We start from the raw sequence: 12,564 nt of genomic DNA, 5'->3' as shown, positions 1-12,564 counted from the left end.
ATATACCATGTAGTATACACGAAATGTACGCCATACATCCGCGTTTATCCCGAAAATACAAAAAAAGCGAGGAATATCCTCGCTCTCTGCGTTTGTATTCATTATTGTTGTACGAAGTAAGAAACAACCAAAGCCAAAACGAAAAAGCCAACAGCAAGAAGAACCGTTAAACGCTGTAAGAACAAATCCAAACCGCGCGCTTTCTGTTTGCCGAACAGGTGCTCAGCGCCGCCCGAGATTGCTCCAGACAAGCCTGCACTTTTTCCTTTTTGCAACAATACAACAGCAATAAGGCCGACAGAGAAAATAACGAGCAAGATCTTCAAAAAGATTTCCATTTATTCCACCTCCAGCATAGGAGCTCCGTAAAAAACACGTAGTATGAGTGTATCATAGCTAGGCATATTTTACAATAGGACAACCACTATGACCAAATTATGACAGAAATTTATATCCTTTGAAATGTGGAGAAGGAATAACTACAAAAAAGGTGTGCCCCTAAAGCGGGGCACACCTTTCTTCATAAGCCGCTAATGCGTCTTATTTGAAGTTTTTCAAGTTGTAGAATGCTGATTTGCCTGCGTATTGAGCAGTTGAACCAAGTTGGTCCTCAATGCGAAGCAATTGGTTGTATTTTGCAACGCGGTCCGTACGTGACGGTGCGCCTGTTTTGATTTGACCAGCGTTTGTAGCTACAGCGATGTCAGCAATTGTGCTGTCTTCGCTCTCGCCTGAACGGTGAGAGATAACTGCTGTGTAACCAGCGCGTTTTGCCATTTCAATCGCATCAAAAGTTTCAGTAAGTGAACCGATTTGGTTAACTTTAACCAAGATGGAGTTACCTACGCCTTTGTCGATTCCGTCAGACAAACGCTCAGTGTTCGTTACGAACAGATCATCACCAACGAGTTGAACTTTGTTGCCAAGTTTTTCAGTAAGCAATTTCCAGCCATCCCAGTCATCTTCGGAGCAGCCGTCTTCAATTGTAAGGATTGGATATTTATCAGCCCATGATGCAAGAAGATCAACGAACTCAGCAGGTGTGAATGATTTGCCTTCGCCTGCAAGCACGTATTTACCGTCTTTGAAGAACTCAGTGGAAGCAACGTCCATACCGAGGAATACGTCAACGCCTGGCTTGTAGCCTGCGCGCTCGATAGCGGAGATGATTGTTGTGATTGCTTCTTCATTTGAACCAAGGTTAGGTGCGAAGCCGCCTTCGTCGCCTACAGCTGTGTTAAGGCCTTTATCATGCAATACAGCTTTCAAGTTGTGGAAAATCTCTGCGCCGATACGAAGAGCTTCTTTGAAGCTTTCAGCACCAACTGGAAGAACCATGAACTCTTGAACGTCGATATTGTTGTCAGCGTGCTCGCCGCCGTTGATGATGTTCATCATTGGAACTGGAAGTACTTTAGCGTTGAATCCGCCTAGATATGTGTAAAGAGGTACATCAAGCGCGTCAGCAGCTGCGCGAGCTACTGCCATAGATACTGCAAGGATTGCGTTAGCGCCTAGTTTAGCTTTGTTAGGCGTACCGTCAAGCTCGATCATTTTACGGTCAATAGCTACTTGATCAAGAGCGTCAAAGCCGATGATTTCAGGAGCGATTTCAGTGTTAACATTTTCTACAGCTTTCAAAACGCCTTTACCAAGGTAACGGGATTTGTCGCCGTCACGAAGCTCAACAGCCTCGTATGCGCCTGTGGAAGCGCCGGATGGAACGATTGCACGGCCTTTGCCGCCTGACTCTAGTGTTACTTCTACTTCTACTGTTGGGTTTCCGCGGGAATCAAGCACTTCGCGTGCATATACATCAACGATAATTGACATGTTGGAAAACACTCCTCTATAAGTTTGATTTTATTTTTGAATTAACGAGATGCCTGTCATTTCTTTTGGCTTGGATAGCTCAACCAAATCAAGGACAGTTGGTGCGATATCGGCAAGGATGCCGCCCTCGCGAAGGGTTTCGCCTTTTTTTGTTACGATAAGCGGAACAGGATTCGTTGTATGTGCCGTAAACGGACGGCCATTCTCATCGAACACCATATCAGCGTTACCATGGTCAGCAGTAATGATACATACGCCGCCTTTGGCAAGGACAGCTTCTACGACTTGACCTAGACACTCATCCGTTGCTTCTACTGCCTTGATTGTTGGTTCCAGCATGCCGGAGTGACCTACCATATCAGGGTTTGCGAAGTTCAGAATAATGACATCATGCTTGTCAGATTCGATCTCGCGTACAGTTGAAGCAGCTAGTTCATATGCGCTCATTTCCGGCTTCAGATCGTACGTTGCGACCTTAGGGGAATTAATAAGCACACGAGTTTCGCCTGGAAGCTCATGATCACGGCCGCCGCTAAAGAAAAATGTCACATGCGGATATTTTTCAGTTTCAGCAGTACGCAATTGTGTCTTGTTGTTTTGAACGAGCACTTCGCCAAGCGTATTATCAAGGTTCTTTGGTGAATACGCAACGAATCCGCCCACGGTTTCACTGAATAACGTCAAGCAGACGAAATACAGATTAACCGGATGATTTTCACCGCGATCAAAACCGCGGAAATCTTCATTCGTAAACACTTGAGACAATTGAATCGCTCTGTCTGGACGGAAGTTGAAGAAAATAACCGCATCCTCAGATTCTACAAGTCCTACAGGTTTATTGGATTCATCAACGATAACCGTTGGCATAACGAATTCATCATAAACCGAATTCTCATAGGATTCAACTACCGCTTGAATAGGATTTACGTATTTAGGACCATCGCCATAAACCATGGCGCGATAGGATTTCTCTGTACGCTCCCAACGCTTGTCGCGGTCCATCGCATAGTATCGGCCTTGCACCGTTGCAATGCGGCCAACGCCTACCTCTTCGATTTTCGCTTGCAAACGCTCCAGGTAGCCTTTTGCGCTGTCCGGAGACACATCGCGTCCATCAAGGAAGGCGTGGATATAAACTTCCTCAAGCTCTTCCTTCTTCGCTAGCTCAAGGAGAGCGAACAAGTGCTCAATGTGGCTGTGAACGCCGCCATCTGAGAGCAAGCCATATAGATGAAGCTTTTTGCTGTTTGTTTTTACATGGCGAACGGCGCCAAGTATCGTTTCATTATCGTAAAATTCGCCATCACGAATGGATTTGCTGATTCTTGTCAAATCCTGATAAACGATACGACCAGCGCCGATGTTCAAATGACCCACTTCGGAGTTTCCCATTTGACCTTCCGGCAAACCAACCGCTTCACCGCATGCAGTCAAAGTCGTATGCGGGTAAGTTGCCCAGTAACGGTCATAGTTGGGTTTGTTAGCTTGAGCAACCGCATTGCCCGTTACATCATCACGCAAACCAAAGCCGTCAAGAATAATTAAAGCTACAGGTTTTGGAGCAGCCATTTACTTGGCCCCCTCGACAAGTGCGATATAGGAAGCAGGCTCTAAGCTCGCTCCGCCTACAAGCGCGCCATCGATGTCTTTTTGACCCATATATTCTGCCACATTGTTAGGTTTAACGCTGCCGCCGTATTGAATGCGAACCGCATCAGCAGTTGCTTGATCATAAAGACCAGCTACTACGCCGCGAATGTATCCAATAACGTCCTGTGCATCCTCAGAAGTGGATGATTTACCTGTTCCGATAGCCCAGATTGGCTCATAAGCGATAACGATTTGAGCTGCTTGATCAGCAGATACGCCTTGGAAAGCTGCTTCAGTTTGTACTTTACAAACTTCTTTCGTTTGTCCAGCTTCACGTTCTTCCAGCTTCTCGCCTACGCAGACGATTGGCAGCAAGCCGTTTTTGAATGAAGCATGAACTTTTTTGTTCACGATCTCATCGGATTCTGCAAAATAAGCGCGACGCTCGGAATGACCGATGATCACATATTTCACGCCAAGATCTTTCAGCATAACTCCGCTGATTTCACCTGTGAATGCGCCATTGTCTTCAAAGTGCACGTTTTGCGCGCCGATCGCGATCGATGTGCCTTTTGCAGCTTCAACAAGTGCTGGAAGTGTTGTGTAAGGTGCGCAGATTACGCTCTCAACACCAGCAACCTCAGCCTTGCCTTTAATTTCGGAGAAAAAAGATACGGCTTCAGATACTGTTTTGAACATTTTCCAGTTACCTGCAATAATTGGTGTTCTTGTGCTCATTTGTATTCCTCCTTTTATTTATTTATCGTTAAGTGCTACAACGCCAGGAAGAACTTTACCTTCCATAAACTCTAGGGAAGCGCCGCCGCCTGTCGAGATGAAGTCCATTTTATCAGCCAAACCGAATTTCTCAGCTGCTGCTGCAGAATCGCCGCCGCCGATTACAGTGTAACCGTTCGTTTCTGCGCATGCGCGAGCAACCTCTTGTGTACCGTGTGAGAAAGGCTCGATTTCGAATACGCCCATCGGTCCATTCCATACAACAAGCTTGGAGTTTTTGATAATGTCGGCATAGATTGCACGCGTTTTAGGTCCGATGTCAATGCCTTCCCAATCAGCAGGAATGCTGTCAACATCAACGATTTGCGTATTTGCATTTGCACTGAAATCATCTGTTACAACGATATCAACTGGAATGACAAAGTTTTTGCCTAGTTTTTTTGCTTTTTCCATGAACTCAAGAGCTAGATCAAGCTTGCTGTTATCAACAAGTGATTTGCCGATTTCATGGCCTTGTGCTTTGAAGAACGTATAAGACAAGCCGCCGCCGATAATAACGTTATCTGCGATTTCAAGCATTTTGTCGATAACTGCGATTTTGTCTTTTACTTTTGAACCGCCTACGATAGCCGTGAAAGGACGCTCTGGGTTATTCAATGCTTTGCCTAGTACTTCAAGCTCTCTCTCCATCAACAAGCCAGATACAGCTGGAAGGATGTGTGCGATGCCTTCAGTAGATGCGTGAGCGCGGTGAGCAGCGCCAAATGCATCATTTACGAACAAATCAGCAAGCTTAGCAAGAGATTTTGCGAATTCTGGATCGTTTTTCTCTTCGCCTTCGTAGAAACGTACGTTTTCAAGCAACAAAACGTCACCGTTTTTCATAGCTGCAATTTGTGCTTCAACTTCTTCACCAATGACATCATTCGCTTTAACGACTTGTCTAGCAAGAAGCTCGGAAAGACGCTCTGCAGAAGCATTGTGACGAAGCTCTTCTACAACTTGACCATTGGGGCGACCCAAGTGACTTGCAAGAATAACCTTTGCTCCTTTTTCGATCAGGAAGTTAATAGTAGGAAGCGTCTCGCGAATCCGTTTGTCGTCTGTAATTTTACCATTTTCAAGAGGAACGTTAAAATCCACACGTACAAATACCCGTTTGCCAGCTAGTTCTGCTACATCACGTACACTTTTCTTATTCATAAATGAAACCTCCCGGAAGTTTGTTATGGAAAGGTATAAAAGTAGAGCCATTAAACATAACAGGCTGAAGCCTTATGTAGGCAAAAGCTCGTTCAACACCTATAAAAAGAAGCATATAAAGAAAGAGCTCTCTCAAAAAAAGAAGGGCGTTCCTTCCAAAGAAGAAACGCCCTCATGGTTCAGGCCCCTAAGGAGCCGCGAACCATGGACCTATACTCCTTTTTAATAGGAGCTCAGGCACGTCCGCCTTCTTGTCTTACAGACCTTTGCTAGCGATGTAAGCAGCAAGATCAACTACGCGGTTTGAGTAGCCCCACTCGTTGTCGTACCAAGAAATAACTTTAACCATGTTGCCTTCAACAACCATAGTCGAAAGACCATCGATTGTAGAAGAAGCAGGGTCACTATTGTAGTCGCTTGAAACAAGCGGCAATTCATTGTAGTTCAAGATGCCTTTAAGAGGACCGTTAGCAGCTTCTTTCAATGCTGCGTTAACTTCTTCTACAGTAACGTTAACTTTAAGCTCAGCAACAAGGTCAGTAACAGATACGTTAGGAGTAGGAACACGCATAGCCATACCGTTCAATTTACCTTTAAGCTCAGGAAGAACAAGAGCAACCGCTTTTGCAGCGCCAGTTGAAGAAGGAATGATGTTCTCAGCAGCTGCGCGAGCACGACGCAAGTCTTTGTGAGGAACGTCAAGAACGGATTGGTCATTTGTGTATGAGTGAATAGTTGTCATCATACCTTTAACAATTCCGAATTTGTCGTTCAATACTTTTGCGAAAGGTGCTAGGCAGTTCGTTGTGCAAGAAGCGTTGGAAATAATGGTATGTGCCGCAGCGTCGTATTTATCTTCGTTAACGCCGATTACTACAGTGATATCTTCGTTCGTTGCTGGAGCGGAGATGATAACTTTTTTAGCGCCGCCTTGCAAGTGAAGCTCAGCTTTTTCTTTCGCTGTGAAAATACCTGTTGATTCAACTACGATTTCAACGCCAACGGATCCCCAAGGAAGATCTGCAGGGTTGCGCTCTGCGAATACTTTGATTTCGCGGCCATTAACGATAAGCGCGCCTTCTTTAGCTTCAACAGTAGCATCAAGCTGACCGTGAGTCGTGTCGTATTTTAGAAGATGTGCAAGAGTAGCAGTATCTGTCAAATCATTGACAGCCACGATTTCTACCTCTGGATTACCAAGTGCTGCGCGGAATACGTTACGGCCGATGCGACCAAAACCATTAATACCAACTTTAACCATTTTAAATTCCTCCTAAGCGTTTTTAAAAGAATGTATATATTTCAAGATGTTTTGCGGCCAACACCGAAGCGCTTTTGCAAAGCATCATGATTCCAAAATAAGTTGAACCTATTTCTTACTGTTTCTCTTGCTCAATTAACGCTACGATTTCATGTGCGGCTGCTTCGTCCGTAACAAGGACGTCATTGTGTCCAAAGCGCATAATCGCGGCTATAGCTTCACCTTTGCTCTTGCCTCCGGCTACTGCTATAACAACTTCAGTCTTCACAATATCCTCAAGCCGTAACCCCACCGTCTGCATTTTGTGCACGACTTCGCCTCTCCGGTCAAAATAAAACCCGAATGCTTCCGCTAATGCACCTTCCGCTTCCATCGCATCAATAACCTCGCGGTCTAGCCGTCTGCGTCTAGCCATGACCATAGCATCCCCGATTCCGTGTACCACGATGCGAGCACTTCGTATGACATTCACAATTTCCTTGATGTTAGGCTCCTGCATAATAGAAGCAAAGGCTTCCTCGCCTAAATGATCGGGTACATGTAAGAGTCGATACTGTGCACCTGTACGCTTTGCCATCATGGAAGCAATCGTGTTGGCTTGATAATCCAAGCTTTCACCAAGACCGCCTCTTGCTGGCACGAACCAGTTCGTCTTTAATGCTGATGTGCTGACCAGTTGGTTTGAAACCTGTGCGATTGTCGTTCCACCTGTTACGGCTACGACATCATTTGGCTTCATGACACGATTCAAGACCTGACTTCCCGCACGGCCAAGCTCACGCTTCGTCTGTGAAGATATCTCAGAGTCACCGGCGACAATAATAACTTGGGTTAGTCCGTAATGGCTGCGAATCGTTTCTTCGAGCTCGGATAATCCGAACATCGTTTTATAGAAAGGTTCCAGCTGTTCCAATAAAAGCTTACCTGAATCGCTAATTCGCATGCCGCCCGAATGAATCTCAAGCAAATCCTGCGTCTTCAGAAAATCGGTCTCTGCACGAAGCGTACGCTCCGTCATTGATAATGTGGCCGCCAACGTTCGACGTCCGATCATATCCGATAGCATCACCTGATGCAAAATCGAATACCGTTTCTTCATTACGTCGAGCAGATCCGGTACAAGCTGCTGCTGCAGTTCAATGATCTGACGCATTTCTCATCCTTCACTCCATCGGGTTCAGCGTATTCGGTTCGCAATGGCTGGACTAAATACGTCCCGCTGTATCATTTCAAGTCCCACCTTTATTTTATCGGATATTGCGGATAGTAGCAATAGCCGTTTTCATTATGCAAGCGGTTACCTCCACATTTTTAACATTTTTAATTTTCGAACTCCTCTTGCTTTCGGATAGCGAATAACATATAATCATTTTTGCTACTGTTTTTCATGCGCCCGTGGTCCAATGGATATGACGCAGCCCTCCGAAGGCTGAGATCTAGGTTCGATTCCTTGCGGGCGCGCCATTCATTTTCCTACACAACAACAACAACAACTATAATGATACAAGCCAACCGTTCCTATTCGTAGGAACGGTTTTTTAATTAATAATTTGGTTTAATATAGAAGAGAACTCTCTTTCGATGAGTTTCTTTGCAAAGAAACACGATTAAATTATCCCTATTTCACTACAGAAAAAGTCGATTTATCCCGAATGATACGGACATTTCCCGTTTAGGAATGAGTTGTCTGACTATCTTTGACTTTTCAGTTTTCATCCGTTATTATGAGATTACGATTTAACCATTCATTGTTTTTCAGGAGGGGGCTTACGTTGGATATGAATTTCGTACCTATGGTAATTGAGCAAAGCAATCGCGGTGAGCGTGCATACGACATCTACTCTCGTTTATTGAAGGATCGTATTATATTTCTTGGTTCAGGCGTAAATGACGTGGTGGCTAACTCCATCATAGCTCAAATGTTATTCCTGGCAGCGGATGATCCTGAGAAGGACATTTCACTCTATATTAATAGCCCGGGCGGATCTATAACTGCGGGTATGGCTATCTATGATACGATGCAATACATTAAACCTGATGTGTCAACGATCTGTGTCGGCATGGCAGCTTCTATGGGTGCTTTCCTGCTAACTGCAGGTGCAATCGGCAAGCGTTATGCCCTGCCGAACAGCGAAGTTATGATCCATCAGCCGCTAGGCGGAGCAGAAGGTCAAGCAAGCGACATCGCCATTCGCGCAAAACGTATTCTTAACATGCGCGACAAGCTGAATGCTATTCTTGCAGAGCGCAGCGGACAACCGCTTGAGCGTATCGAGAAGGATACCGATCGTGATTACTTCATGAGTGCAGCGGAAGCGAAAGAATATGGTCTTGTCGATAAAGTTATCGAGAAGCTTGCTTAATTTCAAAGTAAAACAAAAAAAGAAGCAGGTCGAGGAACTCCTCAGCCTGCTTCTTTTTTTGTCTGCATTCTTTTGCTCGTATGTTTACTAGCTATGCCCTTTATTTCTTAGTGAATAAATAAAAAAAGAGAGCTGCTCTTCCAAGTTCATGATGAACCCGAAGACCTCTCCTTCCTCATTTAAACCCTGTCTTACTGATTTTCCAACTCTTCTTTGCTGACCAGAGCAACTAAAGCGTTTACAGCCTGTTCTGCGTCCGAACCCTCAGCGCTAATAGAAACTTCAGTACCTGAACTGATTGCCAAGCTCATAATTCCCATAATCGATTTGGCATTCACTTTCTTGTCATCTTTCTCTACAAATACTTCGGAGGAAAATTTGTTTGCTTCTTGTACGAATAGTGCTGCAGGTCTTGCATGAAGTCCCGTCTTAAGACGAACGACAACCGGAAGCCTTGTCATGGAAACCATACCCCCTATATTTTACTAAATCATTAGCATGCGGCACCTAGCATAAACGGCTGTTGCCGTCATTTGGCTGCATAAGCACGTTTAGCATTGAAAGATGAGTCTATATAAGCCTTTTATAAGCTCATCTCTTTAAATGAAGTCAGTTTGGAACTATTATAACATTATACCAGCCTATGCACTAGGATAAAAGCTCACACCCCGCGGATTTTTTCCGCAAGCTCGTCAATTTTACGCAATCGGTGATTTACGCCCGATTTACTGACCTTGCCCTTAAGCATTTCCCCGACTTCAGTCAGGTTCATATCCGGATGAAGCATTCTAATTTCTGCTACTTCCCTCAGCTTATCAGGTAAGCTCTCTAGACCAACCTCTCTTTGCAGCAGCTTGATGTTCTCAATTTGACGAACGGCCGCTCCAATGGTCTTATTCAGGTTAGCTGTCTCGCAATTTACGATTCGGTTAACGGAGTTACGCATATCGCGCATGATCCGAACATCCTCAAACTTAAATAATGCCTGATGTGCACCCACAATATTCAAGAGCTCGATTATTTTCTCGCCCTCTTTGATGTAGAAGATAAACCCCTTTTTCCGTTCAATGCATCTAGCGTTTAGATCAAACTTATTGGCAAGGTCCACTAATGCTTCGCAATGCTCTTCATACATCGAAGCGATTTCCAAATGATAGGAAGAGCCTTCAGGATTATTGACTGAGCCTCCTGCCAAGAAAGCACCGCGCAAATAGGAACGCTTACAACAAGACTTGCGAATAATCTCCTTGTCGATGCCAAGATTAAACATAAATCCTTCAGATACAATTTTGAGCTGGCTCAACATTTCCTGAACCCCGGCTGGGATTCGGACAATATATACATTATTTTTTTTCAGTCTCATCTTCTTGCGTACAAGAAGCTCGACATGTACTTCAAAATGTTTTTTGAGCAGGGAATAAATTCTTCTAGCTATGGCTGCATTTTCCGTTGAGATGTCCAAAACGACCTTGCGGCTGGATACGCTAACCGAACCATTCATTCGTATGAGTGCGGACAATTCTGCAATCTCGCAGCAGCTGTCTGCTTCAATTAATGTTAGTTCCTTTTTCGTTTGCGCCGCAAATGACATCGTGTATCACCTCTTTCGTAACATCCAGTTCTCTACAAGTTTATATATATGATGACTTAGACGTTCTGCATCATGACGTAAGAAAGTACGGAATAAGACCAAATGATCAGCTATAACCTCATAGCCTTTTTCCGTTACCGCATCCAAATCGAGATGGACCGCTTTCGCGCCCCGTTCCGCATATTTGCTCTCAATTTGAGGTGGAATTTCACCATCATTAACAATGACATAGTCGAATAAATGATGGCCGATATGAGCATGAATGGCGTCTAAATGATCCCCGACCGAATAGTTATCTGTCTCGCCCGGCTGCGTCATCACATTGCATACAAAAAGTTTTACCGCATCGGATTCTACAATCGCATTCGCAAGCTTCGGAACCAATAAGTTTGGAATAATACTTGTATATAAACTGCCCGGTCCGATCAAAATTGCATCAGCTTGCTCCAGTGCTTCAACCGCTTCCTGCAAAGGCTCTACATCATGGGGCTCTAAAAATACTCTTTTAATCTTTTTGCCTGCTTTCGGGATCGTCGATTCCCCTGTGACAATTGTACCATCAGTCATCTCAGCCTTCAAAATGATTGCCTGACCTGCAGCCGGAAGCACACGGCCGCGTACTGCAAGCACACGGCTCAGCTCCCGAATGCCTGTTACAAAGTCTCCAGAGATATCGGTCATTGCAGCCAGCATAAGATTGCCCAAGCTATGCCCAGCAAGCCCAGGAACCGTTTTAAAGCGATATTGCAGCACTTCAGTAAGCAGCGGCTCTGCATCTGCGAGTGCCATTAATACGTTGCGGATGTCTCCTGGCGGTGGAATTTGCAGCTCATTGCGAAGAATGCCTGAACTTCCACCATCATCAGCAACCGTTACTATAGCCGTAATATCAAGAGGCTTCTCCTTTAGACCGCGCAGCATGACAGATAGTCCTGTGCCACCGCCGATAACGACGATCTTAGGGCGTCTCAATATTTTGTGTCGACTGTACATTCACTCACCTCGTCAATGCTTGTCACGCTCGGCATCGCGATGGCTGACACGCACACGTTCCGTATCACTGCTTCCGAGAATGCGGCCTAAATATTCGGCAATGGCGACGGAGCGATGCTTCCCTCCTGTACATCCTATGCCAATAACAACCTGACTTTTACCTTCTTTATGATAAAGAGGAATAAGAAATTGAAGCATATCAAGCAGCTTAGTTAGGAACTGCTGGGTTTCAGGCCATTTCATGACATAATCATACACATCAGGATTTTGTCCAGTATTAGGACGAAGATGGTCTATATAATGTGGATTAGGCAAAAATCGAACATCATAAATGAGGTCAGCATCAATCGGTATACCGTATTTGAAGCCAAATGAAGTAACATTTACAGATAAACTGTTTTGCTCTTGATTAGTAAAATGTGCAATAATACGTTCCTTCAACTTAGCCGGCTTCAATGTACTCGTATCGATGACCTGAGATGCCCAACCTTTTAAATCCTCTAACAATCGTCGCTCATTGCGAATACCTTCAAGAGGCATACCCTCCGGTGCAAGCGGATGACGGCGACGGCTTTCCTTGTAGCGCTGAACCAATACTTCATCGGTAGCATCCAAGAAAAGAATCTCGTAGCTAATTGTAAATTGATCTTTTATATAAGCCAATGATTCCGATAGAGCCGTGAAAAATTCTCTGCCTCGCAAATCAATAACTAGAGCTACTTTTCCTATCTTACCGTTTGATTGCTCAATAAGCTCTGCGAACTTCGGAATAAGAACAGGCGGTAAATTATCTACGCAGAAGAAACCGAGATCTTCTAGACTTTGGACAGCAATTGTCTTGCCCGCTCCAGACATCCCGGTAATAATGACAAGCTTCGCTACTGTTGCTGCCGTTTCCATGGTTAAACCTCCTAAAGACTTTGCAGCTGCAAAATCACTTCGTAAGCATGAACCTTAAACTTTGCTAATGCAAAGTCTCTTCGTAAGCGTAA

General features: G+C 44.7%; 12 protein-coding genes and 1 tRNA gene. 2 read left to right on the top strand and 11 right to left on the bottom strand.

Annotated features, from left to right (window positions below):
• Positions 1-101: 101 nt before the first annotated feature.
• From secG to AC0YOD_RS11190, 7 genes are all read right to left on the bottom strand, one after another.
• Positions 102-338: a preprotein translocase subunit SecG gene (secG, locus tag AC0YOD_RS11220; protein ID WP_475799389.1), complete on the bottom strand. Its 237-nt coding sequence runs from the start codon at positions 336-338 to the stop codon at positions 102-104.
• 202 nt (positions 339-540) lie between these two features.
• Positions 541-1,833: a phosphopyruvate hydratase gene (gene eno / locus AC0YOD_RS11215; RefSeq protein WP_475799388.1), complete on the bottom strand. Its 1,293-nt coding sequence runs from the start codon at positions 1,831-1,833 to the stop codon at positions 541-543.
• 30 nt (positions 1,834-1,863) lie between these two features.
• Positions 1,864-3,402 (bottom strand): 2,3-bisphosphoglycerate-independent phosphoglycerate mutase, encoded by a 1,539-nt coding sequence (gene gpmI, locus AC0YOD_RS11210; RefSeq protein WP_475799387.1) that lies wholly within the window; start codon positions 3,400-3,402, stop codon positions 1,864-1,866.
• A complete protein-coding gene (gene tpiA / locus AC0YOD_RS11205; protein WP_475799386.1) occupies positions 3,403-4,161 on the bottom strand; it encodes a triose-phosphate isomerase in 759 nt (252 codons plus the stop codon). It lies immediately after the preceding gene.
• An 18-nt stretch (positions 4,162-4,179) separates the two neighbouring features.
• Positions 4,180-5,364 carry a phosphoglycerate kinase gene (locus tag AC0YOD_RS11200; RefSeq protein ID WP_475799385.1) on the bottom strand — a complete coding sequence of 395 codons (1,185 nt, stop codon included), beginning with the start codon at positions 5,362-5,364 and terminating at the stop codon, positions 4,180-4,182.
• Between the two features lie 256 nt (positions 5,365-5,620).
• On the bottom strand, positions 5,621-6,625 hold the full coding sequence (gap, locus tag AC0YOD_RS11195; protein ID WP_475799384.1) for a type I glyceraldehyde-3-phosphate dehydrogenase: 1,005 nt from the start codon (positions 6,623-6,625) through the stop codon (positions 5,621-5,623).
• Between the two features lie 115 nt (positions 6,626-6,740).
• Positions 6,741-7,778, bottom strand: coding sequence for a sugar-binding transcriptional regulator (locus tag AC0YOD_RS11190; RefSeq protein ID WP_475799383.1), 1,038 nt, complete (start codon positions 7,776-7,778; stop codon positions 6,741-6,743).
• A gap of 236 nt (positions 7,779-8,014) precedes the next feature.
• Between AC0YOD_RS11190 and AC0YOD_RS11185 the strand changes: the two genes are divergently transcribed.
• Positions 8,015-8,089: transfer RNA gene (locus tag AC0YOD_RS11185), tRNA-Arg, on the top strand.
• A gap of 314 nt (positions 8,090-8,403) precedes the next feature.
• The gene (gene clpP, locus AC0YOD_RS11180; RefSeq protein ID WP_475799968.1) at positions 8,404-8,988 is read left to right on the top strand and encodes an ATP-dependent Clp endopeptidase proteolytic subunit ClpP; all 585 of its coding nucleotides are present in this window, start codon (positions 8,404-8,406) and stop codon (positions 8,986-8,988) included.
• Positions 8,989-9,179: 191 nt separating this feature from the next.
• On the opposite strand, the gene AC0YOD_RS11175 is transcribed toward clpP, so the two are convergent.
• From AC0YOD_RS11175 to rapZ, 4 genes are all read right to left on the bottom strand, one after another.
• A complete protein-coding gene (locus tag AC0YOD_RS11175) occupies positions 9,180-9,449 on the bottom strand; it encodes an HPr family phosphocarrier protein (RefSeq protein WP_028609180.1) in 270 nt (89 codons plus the stop codon).
• A 200-nt stretch (positions 9,450-9,649) separates the two neighbouring features.
• The gene (gene whiA / locus AC0YOD_RS11170) at positions 9,650-10,579 is read right to left on the bottom strand and encodes a DNA-binding protein WhiA (protein ID WP_475799382.1); all 930 of its coding nucleotides are present in this window, start codon (positions 10,577-10,579) and stop codon (positions 9,650-9,652) included.
• Between the two features lie 6 nt (positions 10,580-10,585).
• Positions 10,586-11,572 carry a gluconeogenesis factor YvcK family protein gene (locus AC0YOD_RS11165; protein WP_475799381.1) on the bottom strand — a complete coding sequence of 329 codons (987 nt, stop codon included), beginning with the start codon at positions 11,570-11,572 and terminating at the stop codon, positions 10,586-10,588.
• A gap of 12 nt (positions 11,573-11,584) precedes the next feature.
• Complete coding sequence (gene rapZ, locus AC0YOD_RS11160; RefSeq protein ID WP_475799380.1) at positions 11,585-12,472, bottom strand: RNase adapter RapZ; 888 nt, start codon at positions 12,470-12,472, stop codon at positions 11,585-11,587.
• Between the last annotated feature and the right edge of the window lie 92 nt (positions 12,473-12,564).

Source organism: Paenibacillus sp. J31P13 (assembly GCF_056269295.1).
Note: the sequence above shows the minus strand (reverse complement) of the source record. Positions and strands in the feature narration are given on the sequence as shown.

What these genes read in the sequence shown, in the direction of transcription:
- secG (WP_475799389.1), bottom strand. Translation starts at nt 338, where the DNA reads ATGGAAATCTTTTTGAAGATCTTGCTCGTTATTTTCTCTGTCGGCCTT.
- eno (WP_475799388.1), bottom strand. Translation starts at nt 1,833, where the DNA reads ATGTCAATTATCGTTGATGTATATGCACGCGAAGTGCTTGATTCCCGC.
- gpmI (WP_475799387.1), bottom strand. Translation starts at nt 3,402, where the DNA reads ATGGCTGCTCCAAAACCTGTAGCTTTAATTATTCTTGACGGCTTTGGT.
- tpiA (WP_475799386.1), bottom strand. Translation starts at nt 4,161, where the DNA reads ATGAGCACAAGAACACCAATTATTGCAGGTAACTGGAAAATGTTCAAA.
- AC0YOD_RS11200 (WP_475799385.1), bottom strand. Translation starts at nt 5,364, where the DNA reads ATGAATAAGAAAAGTGTACGTGATGTAGCAGAACTAGCTGGCAAACGG.
- gap (WP_475799384.1), bottom strand. Translation starts at nt 6,625, where the DNA reads ATGGTTAAAGTTGGTATTAATGGTTTTGGTCGCATCGGCCGTAACGTA.
- AC0YOD_RS11190 (WP_475799383.1), bottom strand. Translation starts at nt 7,778, where the DNA reads ATGCGTCAGATCATTGAACTGCAGCAGCAGCTTGTACCGGATCTGCTC.
- clpP (WP_475799968.1), top strand. Translation starts at nt 8,404, where the DNA reads ATGAATTTCGTACCTATGGTAATTGAGCAAAGCAATCGCGGTGAGCGT.
- AC0YOD_RS11175 (WP_028609180.1), bottom strand. Translation starts at nt 9,449, where the DNA reads ATGACAAGGCTTCCGGTTGTCGTTCGTCTTAAGACGGGACTTCATGCA.
- whiA (WP_475799382.1), bottom strand. Translation starts at nt 10,579, where the DNA reads ATGTCATTTGCGGCGCAAACGAAAAAGGAACTAACATTAATTGAAGCA.
- AC0YOD_RS11165 (WP_475799381.1), bottom strand. Translation starts at nt 11,572, where the DNA reads ATGTACAGTCGACACAAAATATTGAGACGCCCTAAGATCGTCGTTATC.
- rapZ (WP_475799380.1), bottom strand. Translation starts at nt 12,472, where the DNA reads ATGGAAACGGCAGCAACAGTAGCGAAGCTTGTCATTATTACCGGGATG.